We start from the raw sequence: 18,742 nt of genomic DNA on the forward strand, positions 1-18,742 counted from the left end.
CGGGCCACGCGACGAACTCCAAGGCGTCCTCCCAACGACGGGCCGGCGCGGCCGGGGACACGGTGTCAGCCGACCAGTTCGCGCACGGCACGGGCGAACGCGTCCCCCCGTGCGTTGTAGTTGGTGAACATGTCCATCGACGCACAGGCCGGCGCCATCAGCACCGTGTCGCCCCGGCGGGCGAGCGCGGCCGCCCGCCGTACCGCCTCGGCCATCGCCCCAGTGTCGGTCCGTTCGAGGTCGACGACCGGGACATCGGGCGCGTGTCGCGCCAGGGCTTCGCGGATCAGGCCGCGGTCGGCGCCCATCAGGACCACCCCGCGCAGCCGGGGCGCGGCGCCCGCGACGAGTGCGTCGAAGGTGGCGCCCTTGGCGAGGCCGCCCGCGATCCAGACGACACCGTCGTAGGCGGCCAACGACGCCTGGGCGGCGTGGGTGTTGGTGGCCTTGGAGTCGTCGACGTAGGCGACGCCCGCGGCGTCGGCGACGTGCTGCATGCGGTGCGCGTCGGGGCGGAACGCCCGCAGCCCGTCCCGTACCGCGGCGGGCGGCACGCCATAGGCGCGGGCGAGCGCGGCGGCGGCGAGCGCGTTGGCGATGTTGTGCGGGGCCGGGGGGTCGACGTCGCGGACCTCGGCCAGCTCCTGGGCGGTGCGCGCGGGGTCGTCGACGAAGGCGCGGTCCACCAGGATGCCGTCGACCACGCCGAGTTGTCCCGGCGCGGGGGCGGCGAGGGTGAAGCCGACGGCGCGGCAGCCCTCCGCGACGTCGGCGGCGCGCACCAGGTCCTCGGTGGCCGGGTCCTGGGCGTTGTAGACGCAGGCGACCTGGTTGCCCTCGTAGACACGGCCCTTGTCGGCCGCGTACGCCGCCATGGAGCCGTGCCAGTCGAGGTGGTCGGGCGCGAGGTTGAGCACGGCCGCCGAGTGGACGCGCGGCGAGGGCGCCCAGTGGAGCTGGTAGCTGGACAGCTCGACGGCGAGCACGTCGTGCGGGCCCCCGGCGGGCGCGCCGTCGCCCCCGCCGAGTACGACGTCCACGATGGGGGTGCCGATGTTGCCGACCGCGGTGGTCCGCAGGCCCGCCGCCGTCAGGACGGCGGCGAGCATGCGGGTGGTGGTGGTCTTGCCGTTGGTGCCGGTGACGGCGAGCCAGGGGGCGGCGCCGGGACCGCGCAGCCGCCAGGCGATCTCGACGTCGCCGACGACGTCGACCCCGGCCTCCGCGGCCGCCGTGAACAGCGGCGACGATGGCTTCCAGCCGGGCGAGGTGACGACGAGGGAGGTGCCGGGGGGCAGGCTCGCGCCGTCCCCGAGGCGCACCCGTACGCCGTCCTTCTCCAGGCCCCTGGCGCGCTCCTCCAGGGCGTCGCCCGTGCCCCCGTCGACCACGGTGACGTCGGCCCCGAGGCCGGCCAGGGCGCGGGCGGCGCTCGCGCCGCTCACGCCGAGGCCCGCGACGGTGATCCGGCGTCCCGCCCACTGCGGCCCGTTGCTCACTTGTCGGCTGCCCATCCCGCGTAGAAGAGGCCGAGTCCGACGATGACGCACATGCCCTGGATGATCCAGAAGCGGACCACGACCAGGACCTCGGACCAGCCTTTGAGTTCGAAGTGGTGTTGTAGCGGCGCCATTCTGAAGACCCGTCGCCCGGTCATCCTGAAGGAGCCGACCTGGATGACCACCGACATGGTGATCAGCACGAAGAGGCCGCCGAGCAGGGCGAGCAGCAGCTCGGTGCGGGAGCCGATGGCGAGGCCCGCGAGGGCGCCGCCGAGCGCGAGCGAGCCGGTGTCCCCCATGAAGATCTTGGCGGGCGAGGTGTTCCACCACAGGAAGCCGAAGCAGGCGCCCATCAGCGCGGCGGCCACCACGGCGAGGTCGAGCGGATCGCGCACCTCGAAACAGGCGGCCGGTTTGGTGAGGGTGTCGGCGTTGGCGCAGGACTCCTGGAACTGCCAGACGCCGATGAAGGTGTACGCGCCGAAGACCATCACGGAGGCGCCGGTGGCGAGGCCGTCGAGGCCGTCCGTCAGGTTCACGCCGTTGGACATGGCGAGGATCATGAACAGCGCCCACACCACGAAGATCACCGGGCCGATGGTCCAGCCGAAGTCGTTGGTGAACGACAGCCGGGTGGACGCGGGGGTGTTGCCCCTGCTGTCGGCGAACTGGAGGGCGAGGACGGCGAATCCGATGCCCACGATGAGCTGGCCCGCCATCTTCGCCTTGGCCCGCAGGCCGAGCGAGCGGCGCTTGACGATCTTGATGTAGTCGTCGAGGAAGCCGACCAGGCCCATGCCGGTCATCAGGCCGAGCACCAGCACCCCGGAGAACGACGGCGGCTTGCCGGTGATCACCTTGCTGAGGAAGTACGCCACGATCGTCGCGAGGATGAACGCGATGCCGCCCATGGTGGGCGTGCCGCGCTTGCTGTGGTGCTCGCGCGGCCCGTCGTCGCGGATGTACTGGCCGTAGCCCCTGCGGGCCAGCAGCTTGATCAGCAGCGGGGTGCCCACGAGCGTCAGGAAGAGGCCGATGACGCCCGCGAACAGGATCTGGTTCATCATCGGGCGGCGACCTCACCCTCGCCCGCGGCCAGGCCGCCGAGCAGGGCCATGGCTACCCGCTCCAGGCCCACCGACCTGGACGCCTTCACAAGCACGACGTCTCCCGGACGCAGCTCGCTGCGCAACAGGTCGACCGCCGCCTGTGCGTCGGACACGTGCACCGACTCCTCACCCCACGAACCCTCGTTGTAGGCGCCCATGCGCAGCCAGGCCGCTTCCTTGTCCCCGACCGCGACGAGCTTGCTCACGTTGAGCCGGACGGTCAGCCGTCCGACCGCGTCGTGCTCGGCGAGAGCTTCGTCCCCGAGCTCGGCCATTGCACCGAGCACCGCCCACGTACGGCCCCCCCGTGCCCGTGCGGCTTCGCCCATGGCCGCGAGGGCGCGCAGGGCCGCTCGCATGGACTCGGGGTTGGCGTTGTAGGCGTCGTTGACCACCGTCACACCGTCCGGGCGCTCGGTGACCTCCATCCGCCAGCGGGAGAGTGCTCCCGCGGCGCTGAGCGCACGGGCGATCTCCTCCACGGGCATGCCCAACTCATGGGCGACGGCGGCCGCCGCGAGCGCGTTCGACACGTGGTGCTCACCGTACAGGCGCAGCGTCACGTCGCTGCACCCGGAGGGTGTGCGGAGGCGGAACGCGGGCTGTCCCGTGCCGGTGAGGCGGACGTTCTCTGCGCGTACGTCCGCTTCGTCGGCCTCTCCGAAGAGGACGACGCGCGCGCGTGTGCGAGCGGCCATGGCGCGCACCAGGGGGTCGTCCGCGTTGAGCACCGCGACACCGTCCGCCGGGAGCGCCTCCACCAGCTCGCCCTTGGCGAGGGCGATCTGGTCCTTGCCGCCGAACTCGCCGATGTGCGCGGAGCCGACGTTGAGCACCACCCCCACCCTGGGCGGGGTGAGTCCGGTGAGGTAGCGGATGTGGCCGATGCCGCGCGCGCCCATCTCCAGGACGAGGTAGCGGGTCTCGGAGGTGGCCCGCAGGGCGGTGAGGGGCAGCCCGATCTCGTTGTTGAGCGAGCCCGGGGTGAAGACCGTGGGCGCGCGGGCGCCGAGTACCTGCGCGATGAGGTCCTTGGTGCTCGTCTTGCCCGCCGACCCGGTGAGCGCGACGAGGGTGGCGCCGAGGCGTTCCACGACCGTCCTGGCGAGGGCGCCGAGCGCGGTCTGGACGTCGTCCACGACGATGGCGGGCACGCCGACGGGCCGGGTGGCGAGGACGGCCGCGGCGCCGTCCGCCACGGCGCGCGCGGCGTAGTCATGGCCGTCGGCGCGCTCCCCGGCGAAGGCGGCGAAGAGGCCGCCGGGCTCCACCTGTCTGGAGTCGATGACGACGGACCCCGTGACCTGGACGGACGGGTCCGGTATGTCGTAAGTCTGCCCGCCGACTGCGGTGGCGATCTCGGCGAGGGAGAGGGCGATCACGGTTCATCCCCGGGTCTGCTGGGCGGTGGTGTGGACTGCGGGGGCCGTCGGGTCCGCCGCGGCGCTCCTGAGGGCCTCGCGCAGGACGTCGCGGTCGTCGAAGGGCCTGATGACCCCGGCGATGTCCTGGCCCTGCTCGTGGCCCTTGCCCGCGACGATCACGGTGTCCCCGGCGCGGGCGCGGGCCACGGCGGCGCGGATGGCGGCGGCGCGGTCCTCGAACACGGCGACGTCGCCGCGCTCGTGGGCGGGCACCTCGGCGGCGCCCGCGAGCATGGTGGCGAGGATCGCGAGCGGGTCCTCGGAGCGCGGGTTGTCCGAGGTGAGGACGGCGGTGTCGGACAGCCGCACGGCGGCGGCGCCCATGGGCCCTCGCTTGGTGCGGTCGCGGTCGCCGCCGCAGCCGAGGACGATGTGCAGCCGGCCCTCGGTGACCTTGCGCAGGGCACGCAGCACGGACTCGACGGCGTCGGTCTTGTGGGCGTAGTCGACGACCGCGAGGAAGTCCTGGCCCTCGTCGACGCGTTCGAGACGGCCGGGGACGCCGGGCACCGCGGCGACGCCTTCGGCGGCCGTCTGCGGGTCGAGGCCCGCGACGGCGAGGGCGGCGACGGCCGCGAGGGTGTTCGCGACGTTGAAGGGTCCTGCCAGCGGCGAGGTGGCGCGTACCCGCTCGCCGTCGGGCCCGACGGCGGTGAACGTGGAGTGGAGCGGCCCCACGACGACGTCCTCGGCGCGCCAGTCGGCGTCCGGGTGGCCCTCGGCGGAGTACGTGGTGACGGGCACCTCGGACTCGTCGACCAGGCGGCGGCCGTACTCGTCGTCGATGTTGACGACCCCGGCGCGGGAGCGCTGCTTGGTGAAGAGCTGCGCCTTGGCCTGGAAGTAGTCCTCCATGCCGTGGTGGAACTCCATGTGCTCGGGGCTGAGGTTGGTGAAGACGGCGACGTCGAAGACGCAGCCGTCGACCCGGCCGAGCACCAGGGCGTGGCTGGAGACCTCCATGGCGACGGAGGCGACGCCGCGCTCGCGCATCACCGCGAACAGCGCCTGGAGGTCGGTGGCCTCGGGGGTGGTGCGCTCGGACTTCAGGCGCTCCTCGCCGATCCGGGTCTCGACGGTGCCGATGAGCCCGGGCAGCGCGCCGGTCGCGGCCAGGCCGCCCTGGACGAGGTAGGCGGTGGTGGTCTTGCCCGAGGTCCCGGTGATGCCGATCTGGAGGAGGTCGCGCCCCGGGTGCCCGTAGACGGTGGCGGCCAGTTCGCCCATGCGGGCGCGCGGGTCGTCGACCGTGAGCACCGGGAGCCCGGTGGCCTCGGCGCGCTCGGTGCCCGCCGGGTCGGTGAGGATCGCGGCGGCGCCGAGGTCGGACGCCTGCGCCGCGAAGTCGGCGCCGTGGAAGCGGGCGCCGGGCAGTGCCGCGTACACATCACCAGGCCGGACCGCGCGCGAGTCGTGGGTGATGCCGGTGACCTCGGCCCGCGCGGCGGCGCGCACCCCGGCCTGGTCCGCGAGGACGGCGAGGGGCGTGGCACGCACCTGCTCGGGGCGTGGCGGTCCCGGATAGGTCACGGGCGCGTCTTTTTGGGTGGTTTTGGACTGTTCGGCTTGTGGCACGGCGGTGAGCGTACCCGGCTCACCCGGCCCGGAGCCAAAAGCGGCGGCGTCCGGGGCGGCGGTGGCGGGCGGTGCGTGATCGTGCGGGCCCTGGGTGCTGGCGCGGGGCTCCGGCGGGTTTCCGGGGCTCGGAGTGATCATGGTCACGGGCGGTTCCTGGTTCCGTGTGCGTCGGTTCTGGCTCCGGACGGCGGGATCGCGAAAGGGGTGGAGACCGGGGGGCGGCGGCCCCGGGGCCGGGGTTCTCAGTAGGTGACGGGCAGCTTGGCCGGGGGCGCTCCGGTGGGCGGCACCCGGAGCGTCTTGAGGGCGAACTCCATGACCTGCTTGAATACGGGGCCGCAGGTCTCGCCGCCGAAGTAGCCGCCCTTGGTGGCGTTCTGGAGTGCGCAGTAGACGGTCACCCGGGGCTTGTCGGCGGGGGCGAATCCGGCGAACGACGAGGTGTAGCCGTTGTACCTGCCGGTCTTGGGGTCCACCCGGTTGGCGGTCCCCGTCTTTCCCGCGACCTGGTAGCCGGGGATGCGGGCGCTGGTGCCGGTGCCCTCGTCGTCGTCGACGACGGACTCCAGCATGCGCGAGACGGTGCCGGCGGTCCTGGCGCTGACCACCCGGGTCTTGCCGGGCGCTGCCGCGGCGGTGAAGTGGCCGTCCTCGCCCGTGCTGCCGCGCACCAGGGTCGGGTCGACGCGTACGCCGCCGTTGGCGATGGTCGAGTAGACGGAGGCGGCCTGGACGGCGTTGAGGGAGACGCCCTGGCCGAAGGGGATGGTGAACTGCTGGGACGTCGACCACTTGTCGGCGGGCGCCAGGATGCCGGCGGTCTCGCCCGGCAGGCCGAGGCCGCTCGGCTTGCCGATGCCGAACTTGCGCAGGTACGAGGAGAGCACCCGGTTGGCCTCGCCCTGGGTCTTGCCGAGCTGCTGGGAGGCGAGGATCGTGCCGATGTTGCTGGACTTGGCGAGGACCCCGTTGAGCGTGAGGTGCCAGGTGGGGTGGTCGATGTCGTCCTGGAAGAGCCGGTCGCCGCGGGCGAGCCTGTTGGGCACCACGACGTGGGTGGCCGGGGTGGCGGCGTTCTCCTCCAGCACGGCGGACATGGTCATGACCTTGGCGGTGGAGCCTGGCTCGAAGGCGTCCTCGACGGCGGGGTTGCCGAGGCTGCCCGAGGCGGCGTGGGCGAGGTCGTTCGGGTCGAAGCCGGGGGCGTCGGCCATGGCCAGCAGCTCGCCGGTCCTGGTGTCCTGGACGATGACGTAACCGCGGTCCGCCTTGGACTTCTTGACGAGGTCGGCGATGGCGCTCTGGGCGGCCCACTGGATGTCACGGTCGAGGGTCAGCTCGACGGTGGAGCCGGGGACCGCAGGCTTCTCGCTGCCCCCGGCGGTGGGCACCCTGCGGCCGCCCGACTGGGCGTAGGTGACCTTGCCGTCCTTGCCCGCCAGCTTCTTGTCGAGCTTCAGTTCGAGGCCGCCCGCGCCCTTGCCGCCCGCGTCGACCCAGCCGAGGGTGCCGGCCGCGAGGTCGCCGCCGGGGTAGACGCGCTTGGTGCCCGCCTGCTCGAAGACGCCGGCGAGCAGGTTCGGGGACTTGGGGTCGTGCTCGGCCTTGTCGGCGAGGGTGGCCTTGAGGTCCTGGATCTGGTTCCACACCTGCGGCGTCTGGGCGCGCGCCAGGACCACGTAGCGGGTGCCCGGGGTCTTCAGCCGCGCGGTGAGGGTGTCGGCGTCCACGCCGAGGATGGGCGCGAGGAGCTGCGCCGCCTGCGCGGGGGCGTCGTGGATCTTGGTGGCCTTGGCGGTGAACATGGTGGGGTCGGCCGTGATGTCGTACGCGTCGACGCTGACGGCGAGGTCCACCCCCGACCTGTCGGTGAGGGCGCCGCGCTCGGCGGTGAGGTCCTGGGTGAGCACCCGGTTCTGCTCGGCCTTGGCGGTGTAGGTCCCGGCGTCGACGGCCTGCACCTGGAGCAGCCGTACCGCGAAGACCGTCATCACCAGGGCGAGGCCGAGGCCGACCATCCGCAGCCGTGGCCTGGGGCTGCCGAGGCGCAGCGTGCGGGGCCCCTTGGGGCGCCGGGAGCCGCCCGCGGCCCCGGCGCGGCGCACGGGGCGGGCGCCGGGTCCCGGGCGGCGCGGCGCGGGGCGTCCTGACTGCCGGGGGCCCGCGGGGCCCGGCACCCGGCGGCGCGGGGGCTGCCTGTCGGTCATGGGGTGCCGCCCGGGTGACTGGCGGGCGCCGACGGGGTGCCTGCGGGGGTGCCGGGGGTCGCGGTCGGCGTGGGCGAGCCCGACGGCCGTACGGCGGCGTCCCGCTGGACCGTGTCCGCGGACGACGGCGAGGTGGCGGGGCCCGGGGTGTGCGGCGCGGCCGGGGCGGCGCTCGGCACGCCGCGCACGGTGCCGTCGGGGCCGAGGAACGCCGGGCTGCCGCCGGGGACCATGCCGAGGTCGCCCGCCCTGCGCCTGAGGGCGTCGGGCGCGGAGTAGCCGTTGACGTCGTGCCGGAGCTGCTGCTCCTCGTCGGAGAGGTCCGTGGCCTGCTTCTTCAGATCGTCGAGCTGGAACGAGCCCTCGTTGAGCGAGGAGTTCAGCACGAGCAGCGAGATCAGGCCGCCCGCGAGCAGCGCGACGACCAGCAGCACGAAGGGCGTCCTGGCCGCCCTGCTCGGCCCGGCGGGCAGCAGCGCCGCCAGCCTTGCCGCCCGTCCCCTCAGCCGGGGTCCGCTCACCATGTCCCTCCTCCGGTACGTCCGCGCGTCCCGCCGTGTCCCGCGCCGCCCTGGCCCGGCGCCCGCGCGCCGCGGCGCGGGTCCCGGTACGTACGGGGACGCCGGGGGCACCGCGGGCCGTTCCCGGGCGCGGCGGCCGGGTACGCGCCCCGTGCGGCGGCCGTCCGCGGCGTCATACGGCGCCCCTCCCGCCCACGCCGCCGACGGCGGCAGCGCCGTTCGCGGGGCCCCTGACGCGGCGGGCGGCACGCAGCCGGGCGGGGGCCGCCCTGCGGTTGGCGGCGATCTCCTCCTCGGTGGGCAGTTCGGCGCCACGGGTGAGGAGTTGCAGGCGGGGCTGGTACTGCTCGGGGACGACCGGGAGGCCCGGGGGCGCGGTGTTGGCGGCCCCCGCCGCCAGTACGCGCTTGACCAGCCGGTCCTCCAGGGAGTGGTAGGCGAGCACGGCGATCCTGCCGTCCACCGCGAGGGCGTCGACGGCGGCGGGCAGGGCACGCTCCAGTACCGCGAGTTCGCCGTTGACCTCGATGCGCAGGGCCTGGAAGGTGCGCTTGGCGGGGTTGCCGCCGGTGCGCTTGACGGCCTGCGGGAGCGCGCCGCGGATGACCTCGACGAGGCGGGCGCTGGTGGTGAACGGTTCCTTCGCGCGCTCGCGCACGATGGCGGAGACGATCCGCCTGGCCTGCTGCTCCTCGCCGTACGCGCGCAGCACGCGGACGAGTTCGCCCGGCGGGTAGGTGTTGAGGACCTCGGCGGCGGCGGTGCCCGTGGTCTGGTCCATGCGCATGTCGAGGGGGGCGTCCTGGGCGTAGGCGAAGCCCCGGTCCGCCTCGTCGAGCTGGAGCGAGGAGACGCCGAGGTCGAAGAGCACGCCCTGGACCAGCGGGGCGCCGAGCCGGTCGAGCACGTCGGGGAGTTCGTCGTAGACGGCGTGCACCAGGGTGGCCCGCTCCCCGTACGGCGCGAGGCGCTCCCCGGCGAGCCGCAGGGCGTCACGGTCGCGGTCCAGGGCGATCAGCCGGGCGGCGGGGAAGGCCCGCAGCAGGGCCTCGCTGTGCCCGCCCATGCCGAGCGTGCAGTCGACGACGACGGCGCCCGGACGCTCCAGGGCGGGGGCGAGCAGGTCGAGACAGCGGCGCAGCATCACGGGGACGTGCCGGGCGCCGCCCTCTGCGGCCTGGTCGTCTCGCTGCGGATGCGTCTTGCGCCCTTCCATCGGCCCTCTCAGGTCCTGGCGGGCGCCCGCACCGCGGGGCCCAGGCCGCTCGGGTCGGGAGGGCCCGCCGGCGCCGGGAAGGCGGCGTCGGCCGACCGGGAGCGGGAGGGGCCGAGCCGTGTGTGCACCGCGCGCGGGGAGTGCTGCGGGTGTGGGGGACGCGGCATCCCCGGCACCCATGTCATACGAACACCCGTACGGAAATCCGAACACTGTTGGGGAACTGCGCGGAATCCGCACGGGATTGGAGCGGGGAGCGCCTCGGCCTCCCACTTCGCGCCACTTTAGTCGACGGTGTCGCCCGGTCAATCAACCGCCCTGCGCGTCGCCCCCGCCCCTTGGAAGAGCCGCGCCGCGACCCCGGCCACCCGTACGGCCCAGCGCCCCCACCCGTGTGGTCTACGACACATTCGAGCCCGCCCGCGGTCATTTGTTCGCCCGGTCGCCGCGCTCAGGGCCTCCGGGACCCCTTCCGACGGTTACCGTCGTATCCATGTCGACCTCCGCGGCCCCGCAGGGGCACTCCGCCGAAGAGCCCGTCGCCCTGGGCACCGTGACCGATCGCCTCGTCGACGCGAACCGGCGCTACGCGACCGGCTTCGCCGACCCCGGGATGGACGCCAGGCCCGTGCTCCAGGTGGCGGTCGTCGCCTGCATGGACGCGCGTATCGACCTGCACGCCGCGCTCGGCCTGCGCCTCGGCGACTGCCACACCATCCGCAACGCGGGCGGCGTCGTCACCGACGACGTCATCCGCTCCCTCGCCATCAGCCAGCGCGCGCTCGGCACCCGCAGCATCGTCCTGGTGCACCACACCGGGTGCGGCATGGAGAACATCACCGAGGACTTCAGGCACGAACTCGAACTGGAGGTCGGACAGCGCCCGCCGTGGGCCGTGGAGGCGTTCCGCGACGTGCGCCAGGACGTGCGCCAGTCCATACGGCGGGTGCACACCTCCCCCTACCTCGCCCACACCGACGACGTACGCGGCTTCGTCTTCGACGTGCACACCGGGGCCCTGGAGGAGGTCGAGCCGAGCTGACGCGCACCGCGCCGACCGGCCCGTTCGCGGCCGGGGTCGCCCACGGACGGCCCGCAGGGACATATCGCCGAGAGTTGTCCACAGGCGAGTGACACGAACCGTGACGGCAAGAAGAATGCTCATGTGGCACCGCCAGGAACTTTTCGTGTGCGGCGTCCGTGTTTCGGGGTGGGCCGGACTCAGGAATGCACCGGCCCGACATTGGGGATGCCCGTGCTTCGCGGAGCGCGGGAATGGGCCGAGGAGGGCCGGGTGACGACCTATGACGATCGAGCGAGCCTCGCGGATCTGACCAGTACTGCCGAGCGCGTGCGCAAGACGGTCGAGGCCGTGATCGAGGGCAAGCCGGAGGTCGTACGGCTCTCGCTGACCGTGCTCCTCGCCGAGGGACACCTGCTGATCGAGGACGTGCCCGGGGTCGGCAAGACCATGCTGGCGAAGGCGCTCGCGCGCTCCGTGGACTGCTCGGTGCGCCGCATCCAGTTCACCCCTGACCTGCTGCCCTCCGACATCACGGGGGTGTCGATCTGGGACCAGCAGCACCAGGACTTCGAGTTCAAGCCGGGCGCGATCTTCGCCCAGATCGTGATCGGCGACGAGATCAACCGCGCCTCGCCGAAGACGCAGTCGGCGCTCCTGGAGTCCATGGAGGAGCGCCAGGTCACCATCGACGGCAACAGCTACGAGCTGCCGAGCCCGTTCATGGTGGTGGCCACGCAGAACCCGGTCGAGATGGAGGGCACCTACCCGCTGCCCGAGGCGCAGCGCGACCGGTTCATGGCCCGGGTCTCGATCGGCTATCCGACGCCCGAGGCCGAGTTGCAGATGCTGGACGTGCACGGCGGGCGCTCCCCGCTCGACGACCTCCAGCCGGTGGCCCACGCGCACGACATCGTGAAGCTGGTCGAGGCGGTGCGCACCGTGCACGTGGCGGAGGCGGTGCGCAGATACGCGGTCGACCTGGTCGCGGCGACCCGCTCGCACCCCGACCTCAGGCTCGGCGCGTCGCCGCGCGCGACACTGCACCTGCTGCGCGCGGCCAAGGCGTCGGCGGCCCTGTCCGGGCGCGAGTACGCGCTCCCCGACGACGTGCAGGCGCTCGCGGTGGCGGTGCTGGCGCACCGGCTGCTGCCGACCGCCCAGGCCCAGTTGAACAGGCGCACAGCGGAGCAGGTGGTGCTGGAGATCCTCCAGCACACCCGCGTACCGGCCGCCCCCCAGGCGCAGCACAACGGCTATCCGGCCGCGGGCCCCGCGGGCGGCGGCTCCTACGGCCGGCCCGGCGCCCGGGAGCAGTGATGACGACCGCCGGGGGCGACCCGGGCCCCGGGGCGCCGCCGGGCCCCGAGGGCCGCGGGGGCGGGGTGCGCACGGCGCTCGCCGGGCTCACCACCCGCGGCCGCTCCTTCCTCGCGGCGGGCCTCGCCGCGGTGGTGTGCGCGTATGTGCTCGGGCAGGGCGACCTGCTGCGGGTGGGGCTGCTGCTCGCGGTGCTGCCGCTGGTCTGCGCCGCGGTGCTGTACCGCACCCGCTACCGGGTCGCGGGCAGCAGGCAGTTGTCGCCCGCGCGGGTGCCCGCGGGCTCGGAGGCCCGGGTGCACCTGCGGATCGACAACGTCTCGCGGCTGCCCACCGGTCTGCTGATGCTCCAGGACCAGGTGCCCTACGTGCTCGGGCCGCGCCCGCGCTTCGTCCTCGACCGGGTGGAGTCGGGCGGCCGCCGCGAGGTGTCCTACCGGGTCCGCTCCGACCTGCGGGGGCGCTATCCGCTCGGCCCGCTCCAGCTACGGCTGACCGACCCGTTCGGGATGTGCGAGCTGACCCGCTCGTTCTCCTCGTACGACACCCTGACGGTCATCCCCCGGGTGCAGCCGCTGCCCGCGGTGCGCCTGAGCGGCGACACCAAGGGGTACGGCGAGGGCCGGCAGCGCTCGCTCGCGCTGGCCGGCGAGGACGACGTGATCCCGCGCGGCTACCGCTACGGGGACGACCTGCGCCGGGTGCACTGGCGCTCCACGGCGCGCTACGGGGAGCTGATGGTGCGCCGCGAGGAGCAGCCGCGGCGCTCCCGGTGCACGGTGCTGCTCGACACCAGGGGCGGCGCTTTCGTGGGCGGCGGGCCCGACTCGGCGTTCGAGTGGGCGGTCGCGGCGGCGGCCTCGGCGCTCGCGCACATGCTGGAGCGCGGCTTCTCGGTGCGGCTGCTGACGGACACCGGGGGCTGTGTGCCGGGCGAGGGCTCGGACGGCTTCGCCGGTTCGAGCCAGGAGTCGGCGGACGCGGCGGGGCTGATGATGGACACGCTCGCGGTCATCGACCACTCGGACGGGGCGCACCTCTCGCGCGCGTACGAGGTGCTGCGCGGGGGCACCGAGGGGCTGCTCGTGGCCTTCCTCGGGGACCTCGACGAGGAGCAGGCGGACATGGTGGCCAGGATGCGCAGGCGCAGCGGCGCCGCGGTGGCCTTCGTGCTGGACACCGGGATGTGGTCGACGGGCGACGGGCGGCCGTCCGCGGCCTGCGAGGAGCGGCTGCGGCTGCTGCGGGAGGCGGGCTGGACGGCGCTGGCGGTGCCGCCGGGCGCGGGCCTTCCCGAGCTGTGGCGGCAGGCGGACCGGGAGCGCGCGGCCGCGGGCCCCGGCGGCCCGGCGGGGACGAGTGGGGGCTGGGCATGAGGGGTGGGGCATGAGCGGGAGGGCACGGGTGGCGCTTGCGGCCACCGCGGCGACGCTGCTTGCGGCGTGCGCGCTGCTGCCGCTGGTGGACACGGACCGCTGGCTGCTTGAGGCGGGGGTGCTGCTGGCGATCCAGGCGGCGGTGGGGGCGCTCGCGCGGCGGGTGCCGCTGGCGCGTGCGGCCACGGTGGCGGTCCAGGCGCTGGTGGCGCTGCTGCTGCTCACGTTTCTCTTCGCGCGGGAGCAGGCGGTGGCCGGGTTCCTGCCGAGCCCGGGGGTGTTCGACCAGTTCGGGCTGTTGTTCCGCACCGGCACGGACGATGTGAGCCAGTTCGCTATCCCGGCGCCGATGACCGACGGCATCCGGCTGCTGCTGGTCGGCGGGGTGCTGGTGGTGGGGCTGGCGGTGGACGCGCTCGCGGTGACCTTCCGTAGCGCGGCGCCCGCGGGGCTGCCGCTGCTCGCGCTGTACTCGGTGGCGGCGGGCCTCGCGGACGGCGGCACCGACTGGCTGTGGTTCCTGCTCGCGGCGGCCGGTTATCTGCTGTTGCTGCTGGCGGAGGGCCGGGACCGGCTCACCCAGTGGGGCCGGGTCTTCGGCGGCCCGCCGCGGCCCTCGGCGGCCGCGGAGCCGCCGGGGCTCGGCGGCCGCGGCCGCCCGGTGGCGCCGCTGCGGGCGGGGCGCAGGATAGGGGTGGTGGCGCTCGGCATCGCCCTCGTGGTGCCGCTGGCGCTGCCCGCGCTCGACGGCGGCCTGCTCGACGGGGCGGGCACGGGCAGTTCGCGCGGGCCCGGCGGCGGGGGCACGATCTCGGCGGTGAACCCGCTGGTCTCGTTGCAGAACAGCCTGAACCAGCCGGAGGACCGGCAGGTGATGTCGTACCGCACGAACACGGACGACACCCAGAACCAGTATCTGCGGATCGTGTCCCTGGACGAGTTCGACGGCACCTCGTGGAAGCCGTCGGTGCGGCATATCCAGGACGTGCCCGGCAGCTTCCCCAGCCCGCCGGGGCTCAGCTCCGACGTCGAGGTGAGCCCGGTGCGCACCCGGATCTCCACGGCCGACTGGTACGCGCAGGACTGGCTGCCGATGCCGTATCCGGCGAGCCGGGTCAGGGTCTCGGGGAACTGGCGCTACGAGCCGGTCGGCCGCACCCTGGTCGGCGACCACGGGCAGACCACGCGCGGCGCCGACTACGACGTGGAGAGCCTGCTGGTGCGGCCGACGGCGCAGCAGCTCGCCGACGCCTCGGAGCCGCCGCCGGACGTGCGCAAGGAGTTCACGGAGGTGCCGCACTCGCTGCCCTCCGTGGTGCACGAGGACGCCCTCAAGGTCACCAGGGGCGCCGCCAACGACTACGAGCGCGCGGTGAAGCTCCAGGACTGGTTCGCGGTCGACGGCGGTTTCACCTACAACACCCAGGTGCAGGCGGGCAGCGGCTCCGAGGCCATCGCCCGGTTCCTGAAGGAGAAGGAGGGCTTCTGCGTCCACTTCGCCTTCACCATGGCCGCGATGGCCCGCACCCTTGACATACCGGCGCGGGTCGCGGTCGGCTTCACGCCGGGCACCCCGCAGGCGGACGGCACCATGTCGGTGGGGCTCAAGGACGCGCACGCGTGGCCCGAGCTGTACTTCGAGGGCGTGGGCTGGACGAGGTTCGAGCCGACCCCGACCCGGGGCACCGCGCCCGACTACACGCTCGACCAGACCCCGAGCACGGGCACCGACGACCCCACCCAGCCGTCGCAGGAGACGTCTGACGAGCCGTCGGTGTCGCCGTCGGCCTCGGAGAGCTGTTCCGTGGAAACGAAGAAGCTCGGCGGCTGCGAGTCGGCGGTGCCGCAGATCGCGGGCGGCGGGGACGGCGGCACCCCGATCGGGCTGATCCTCGGTGTGACGCTGGGCGCCCTCGCCGTGCTGCTGCTTCCGCTGCTGCCGATGCTGTGGCGGATGCGGCTGCGGGCCCGTCGGCTGGGCTCGCCCGGGCGCACCCCGGTGGACGCGGCGGCGCGCACGCTCGCGGCCTGGGCGGAGATCACGGACACCGCGTGGGACTACGGGATCGCGCCGGACGAGTCCCAGACCCCGAGGAGCGCGGCGGCCCGCATCGTCAGGGCGGCGGGCCTCGACGGCGAGGGCGCCGAGTCGGTGCACCGGGCGGCGGGCGCGGTGGAGCAGGTGCTGTACGCGCCCGCGCCGGTGGCGGCGCCCGGCGTCGGGGACGACGCCCGGCGGGTGGCCGCCGCGCTGGGGGCAGCGGCGGGCCGGGCGGCACGGTTGCGGGCATTGTTCGCACCGCGTTCCGCCGTTCGGGTGACATGGGCCCTGATGGACCGCTGGCTCGTCGTCAGGGGCCGGTGGGCGGACCAGGGCCGACGACTGTGGGGACGGCTGCGGGTCCGCAGGGCGTAAGCGGCAGCCGGAGGGCGGCGGTGGGCAGGGCGTGACGGCCCTGAGGGCGGCGCCCGGTGCCCGGCGCCTGTGGGGACGGGGGCGGGCGCCGGGCGTAGCCGCGGGGGAAGGCGGCGGGACGCGGGCGCAAGGGCGTCGGAAGGCGGCGGTGGGCAGGGCGTGGCCGCGTCGGAAGGCGGCGCTTGGCGCCGTGCCGGGGACGGGGGCGCCCGGCGCCCCGGCGCCCCTCTCCCCCGCGCCGTCCCGGCGCCCGTGCTCTCTCGTCGCCGCAGGCAAAAAAAGAGGGGCACCCGGGGTGCCCCTCTGCCGGCTTCTGCGGAACGAGAACCGGTGGTGTCCTGTGGAGAGCCGGTGGCCTACTGGCCCCGCTCGTCCTGGCGGCGCTGCCACCGCTCCTCGATACGGTCCATCATCGAACGGCGTCCACGGCCCTGGCGGCGGGCCGTACGGCTGCCTGGCGCACCCTGCTGCGGCTGCTCACCCGGCTTGGGCGCCTTGCGCCAGCCGGTCACGGCGAGGACGGCACAGCCCAGCATGACGAGGAAACCCACCACGCTGACCCAGATCTGCTGGGCGACCATTCCAGCCATGAGGAGCGCGATACCCACGAGGAAGCCCACGACCGCCTGGTACACCCGCCGCCGGGTGTACTTACGCAGCCCGCTTCCCTCAAGCGCTGTCGCGAACTTGGGATCTTCGGCGTACAGCGCTCGCTCCATCTGCTCGAGCATTCGCTGCTCGTGCTCCGAGAGCGGCACGGAGTCCTCCTCATCGTGCAGTCGCCGGGGCGACCGGGGGGTTCCCTTCAGGATAGGCAGGGAATCGCCCCCGTGAAACCCGCCCCTCTACGCCAATTCACCATCCGGACCGTCCGGAAAGGGGCACGGCCCACAGGCACGCATTCCCCGACGCTCGGCCCCTCATGCCGAACGGTCTGCCTCGATCATACGGCGCCGAACGCCCGATCGGGGGCCCTGTGGCGTACTCCATGTGCGGCTGCTGCGCTGATCAGGGCGGCGTCACGGACAGTGCGTCCGGGCCGGGACCCGGGGCGGTCCGTGACCCGTCACAGCGGGCGCTCAAACCTCCGCTGTCACTTCGCGTTCGCCGAGCACGTGGAGCTGGGTGGCGACGGAGTGAAAGGCGGGCAGGGCGGCGGCCGCGGCCTCCAGCCTCAGCAGTGCCTCGGCGGCACCCGGCTCGGTGTCGACGAGGACGCCGGGCACCAGGTCGGCGAAGACCCGTACCCCGTGGACGGCGCCGACCCGCACGCCCGCCTCCGCGGCCAGCGCGGTGAGCTGCTCGGGGGTGAACCTGCGGGGCGTCGGGTCGCCCTCGCCCCAGCGGCCCTCGGTGCTGGTGAGGGCGCGGTGGGCCTCGGTGAAGCGGCCCGCGAGGGCGCGGGCGAGCACGGCGCCGCCCGCCCCGGCGGCGAGCAGGCTGAGGACGCCCTCCGAGCGCAGCGCGCCGACCACGTTGCGCAGGCCCTCGGCGGGGTCGTCCATGTGCTCAAGGACGCCGTGGCACAGCACGGCGTCGTAGCCGCCGCGCTCGGCGACGTCGAAGAGGCCGTGCGCGTCGCCCTGGACGCCGCGCACCCGGTCAGCGACGCCCGCCTCAGCGGCGCGCCGCTCCAGCGCGAAGAGCGCGTTGGGGCTGGGGTCGACGACGGTGACGCGGTGGCCGAGGCGGGCGACGGGCACGGCGAAGTTGCCGCTGCCGCCGCCGGTGTCGAGCACGTCGAGCGGCCCGCCCTCCGCGGCCCTCGCACGGCGGTCGAGGGCGTCCTGGAGGACGTCCCAGACCACGGCGGTACGGAGGGCTGCGCGGGGGCGCATCGGTTCCGGCACTGCGGTGACTCCTCGGCGCGGCACCGCCTGGGAGTGGGCGGAGCGATGAGCGTGGCGCTCCCCTGCCGCGCTGTCCGGCCGGGGGCGTCGGGCGCCACCACCCTATTGCCTCCCTGCGGCGGCCCCGGCCACGGCGCCCCCGGCGCACGCCGCGTGGCTCATCCGGCGTCGGGCATGCCGTCCTCCCGCTGTCTCGGCTGGGGCAGTACGGGCTGGAGCACGAGCATCCGCTCGACGAGGCGCAGGAACATGGCCACGTCGCGCAGGAGGTCGTCGGCGTCGCGGGGGCTCGCGGCGCCCCTGATGCCTGCCTCGGCGCGGGCCCTGCGGGCGGCGCCCGAGGCGAACAGGGCGCTCCACTCGGCCAGTTCCGGCGCTATCTCGGGCAGCACCTCCCAGGCGCTGCGGATTCTGGGGCGGCGCCTGGTGGGCGGCTCCGGGCGGCCGCGGGCGGCGAGGACGGCCGCCGCGGTGCGCAGGGCGGCGAGGTGGGCGGTGGCGTAGCGCTCGTTGGCGGTGGGGAGCGCTGCGGCCTCGTCGAGGCCCGCGCGGGCCTGGGCGAGCAGTTCGAGCGCGGCGGGCGGGGCCCCGGCGCGGCGCAGCACCGGGTGGATGTCACCGGCGGGGCCGGTCTCGGACGGGGCAGGGCCGGTGGCGCGGCGCCATGACGCGGCGGTGGAAGAACGAGCCATGACGAACCTCCTGTCGTCTGTGTGACGGCACCGTGGCCGTATGTACCCATCGTGGGGCACACCACTGACAATCGGTTCTGACCTGGCCTTTCGCCCCGATCCTTTGTTCGAAACCGGGGCCGGGCGAGGCCGGGGCGGGAGGCGGGAAGGGCGCGCGAGGGCGTGAACGGAAGAGCCGGAGAGAGGCGCATGAGCGGAGGAGGGGCGCGTGGGAAGGTGAAAGGTCCGGCACGGTGCTCCCCCGTGTCCCCCGACGTCCCCCGTCGCCGTGCCGGAGCCTCACTCCCCGTGCGGGGCCCGGCGCTTCGGCGTCCCGGCCCCGGGCGCGCTGCCGGGTCGAGCCCGGCAGCGGCCAGAGGGCGCTGCGCCGTTCCGCCGCCCCGTGTCGGCGGTTCCGGCGCGGCGCGCCCTGCTGTGACCACACTCTGCCGCCGACACTGATCGCGAACCATCCGCAGGAGTACTCATCTGCCGGTCTGAGTACCCGTACTCACCGGTACCCGTACTCAC

Annotated in this window: 14 protein-coding genes; 4 read left to right on the forward strand and 10 right to left on the reverse strand. The window is 74.4% G+C overall.

The genetic code is table 11. The features are described 5' to 3' along the window. Window positions 1-65: 65 nt before the first annotated feature. The 7 genes from murD to rsmH form a co-directional block, all read right to left on the reverse strand. Entirely contained in the window at window positions 66-1,514 is a 1,449-nt protein-coding gene (murD, locus tag ACIBIW_RS15545; protein ID WP_399336179.1) for a UDP-N-acetylmuramoyl-L-alanine--D-glutamate ligase, read from the reverse strand. Continuing rightward, window positions 1,496-2,569, reverse strand: coding sequence for a phospho-N-acetylmuramoyl-pentapeptide-transferase (gene mraY, locus ACIBIW_RS15550; protein ID WP_399336181.1), 1,074 nt, complete (start codon window positions 2,567-2,569; stop codon window positions 1,496-1,498). The genes murD and mraY overlap by 19 nt, the downstream gene beginning before the upstream one ends. Next, window positions 2,566-3,993, reverse strand: coding sequence for a UDP-N-acetylmuramoyl-tripeptide--D-alanyl-D-alanine ligase (gene murF, locus ACIBIW_RS15555; protein WP_399336183.1), 1,428 nt, complete (start codon window positions 3,991-3,993; stop codon window positions 2,566-2,568). Before murF ends, mraY begins: the two co-directional genes overlap by 4 nt. Window positions 3,994-3,996: 3 nt before the next feature. Continuing rightward, window positions 3,997-5,757, reverse strand: a complete 1,761-nt coding sequence (locus ACIBIW_RS15560) for a UDP-N-acetylmuramoyl-L-alanyl-D-glutamate--2,6-diaminopimelate ligase (RefSeq protein WP_399336185.1) — start codon at window positions 5,755-5,757, stop codon at window positions 3,997-3,999. A gap of 98 nt (window positions 5,758-5,855) precedes the next feature. Continuing rightward, the gene (locus ACIBIW_RS15565; RefSeq protein WP_399336187.1) at window positions 5,856-7,820 is read right to left on the reverse strand and encodes a peptidoglycan D,D-transpeptidase FtsI family protein; all 1,965 of its coding nucleotides are present in this window, start codon (window positions 7,818-7,820) and stop codon (window positions 5,856-5,858) included. Then, the gene (locus ACIBIW_RS15570) at window positions 7,817-8,344 is read right to left on the reverse strand and encodes a hypothetical protein (RefSeq protein WP_399336189.1); all 528 of its coding nucleotides are present in this window, start codon (window positions 8,342-8,344) and stop codon (window positions 7,817-7,819) included. The genes ACIBIW_RS15565 and ACIBIW_RS15570 overlap by 4 nt, the downstream gene beginning before the upstream one ends. A gap of 169 nt (window positions 8,345-8,513) precedes the next feature. Further along, the gene (rsmH, locus tag ACIBIW_RS15575; RefSeq protein WP_399336191.1) at window positions 8,514-9,557 is read right to left on the reverse strand and encodes a 16S rRNA (cytosine(1402)-N(4))-methyltransferase RsmH; all 1,044 of its coding nucleotides are present in this window, start codon (window positions 9,555-9,557) and stop codon (window positions 8,514-8,516) included. 493 nt (window positions 9,558-10,050) lie between these two features. On the opposite strand from rsmH, the gene ACIBIW_RS15580 reads away from it, so the two are divergent. The 4 genes from ACIBIW_RS15580 (at window position 10,051) to ACIBIW_RS15595 (ending at window position 15,690) form a co-directional block, all read left to right on the forward strand. After that, window positions 10,051-10,599, forward strand: a complete 549-nt coding sequence (locus tag ACIBIW_RS15580) for a beta-class carbonic anhydrase (protein WP_399336193.1) — start codon at window positions 10,051-10,053, stop codon at window positions 10,597-10,599. 252 nt (window positions 10,600-10,851) lie between these two features. Then, window positions 10,852-11,898 carry an AAA family ATPase gene (locus ACIBIW_RS15585; protein ID WP_399336196.1) on the forward strand — a complete coding sequence of 349 codons (1,047 nt, stop codon included), beginning with the start codon at window positions 10,852-10,854 and terminating at the stop codon, window positions 11,896-11,898. Next, window positions 11,898-13,274, forward strand: coding sequence for a DUF58 domain-containing protein (locus ACIBIW_RS15590; protein ID WP_399336198.1), 1,377 nt, complete (start codon window positions 11,898-11,900; stop codon window positions 13,272-13,274). The genes ACIBIW_RS15585 and ACIBIW_RS15590 overlap by 1 nt, the downstream gene beginning before the upstream one ends. A 10-nt stretch (window positions 13,275-13,284) precedes the next feature. Further along, on the forward strand, window positions 13,285-15,690 hold the full coding sequence (locus tag ACIBIW_RS15595; RefSeq protein WP_399336200.1) for a DUF3488 and DUF4129 domain-containing transglutaminase family protein: 2,406 nt from the start codon (window positions 13,285-13,287) through the stop codon (window positions 15,688-15,690). Window positions 15,691-16,046: 356 nt separating this feature from the next. Here the strand turns inward: ACIBIW_RS15595 and ACIBIW_RS15600 are convergent, their stop codons facing one another. From ACIBIW_RS15600 to ACIBIW_RS15610, 3 genes are all read right to left on the reverse strand, one after another. Next, window positions 16,047-16,448, reverse strand: a complete 402-nt coding sequence (locus tag ACIBIW_RS15600; protein WP_399336202.1) for a DUF3040 domain-containing protein — start codon at window positions 16,446-16,448, stop codon at window positions 16,047-16,049. Between the two features lie 321 nt (window positions 16,449-16,769). Then, window positions 16,770-17,540 carry a class I SAM-dependent methyltransferase gene (locus ACIBIW_RS15605; protein WP_399336204.1) on the reverse strand — a complete coding sequence of 257 codons (771 nt, stop codon included), beginning with the start codon at window positions 17,538-17,540 and terminating at the stop codon, window positions 16,770-16,772. 158 nt (window positions 17,541-17,698) lie between these two features. Beyond that, entirely contained in the window at window positions 17,699-18,232 is a 534-nt protein-coding gene (locus ACIBIW_RS15610) for an SAV_6107 family HEPN domain-containing protein (RefSeq protein WP_399336206.1), read from the reverse strand. Between the last annotated feature and the right edge of the window lie 510 nt (window positions 18,233-18,742).

The organism is Streptomyces sp. NPDC050560 (genome assembly GCF_044457285.1).
In the GTDB taxonomy this organism is placed as follows: Bacteria; Actinomycetota; Actinomycetes; order Streptomycetales; family Streptomycetaceae; genus Streptomyces.

Coding starts and splice junctions, on each gene's coding strand:
- rsmH (WP_399336191.1), bottom strand. CDS start 9,557: ATGGAAGGGCGCAAGACGCATCCGCAGCGAGACGACCAGGCCGCAGAG.
- ACIBIW_RS15565 (WP_399336187.1), bottom strand. CDS start 7,820: ATGACCGACAGGCAGCCCCCGCGCCGCCGGGTGCCGGGCCCCGCGGGC.
- murD (WP_399336179.1), bottom strand. CDS start 1,514: ATGGGCAGCCGACAAGTGAGCAACGGGCCGCAGTGGGCGGGACGCCGG.
- ACIBIW_RS15570 (WP_399336189.1), bottom strand. CDS start 8,344: ATGGTGAGCGGACCCCGGCTGAGGGGACGGGCGGCAAGGCTGGCGGCG.
- ACIBIW_RS15610 (WP_399336206.1), bottom strand. CDS start 18,232: ATGGCTCGTTCTTCCACCGCCGCGTCATGGCGCCGCGCCACCGGCCCT.
- ACIBIW_RS15590 (WP_399336198.1), top strand. CDS start 11,898: ATGACGACCGCCGGGGGCGACCCGGGCCCCGGGGCGCCGCCGGGCCCC.
- ACIBIW_RS15580 (WP_399336193.1), top strand. CDS start 10,051: ATGTCGACCTCCGCGGCCCCGCAGGGGCACTCCGCCGAAGAGCCCGTC.
- mraY (WP_399336181.1), bottom strand. CDS start 2,569: ATGATGAACCAGATCCTGTTCGCGGGCGTCATCGGCCTCTTCCTGACG.
- ACIBIW_RS15595 (WP_399336200.1), top strand. CDS start 13,285: ATGAGCGGGAGGGCACGGGTGGCGCTTGCGGCCACCGCGGCGACGCTG.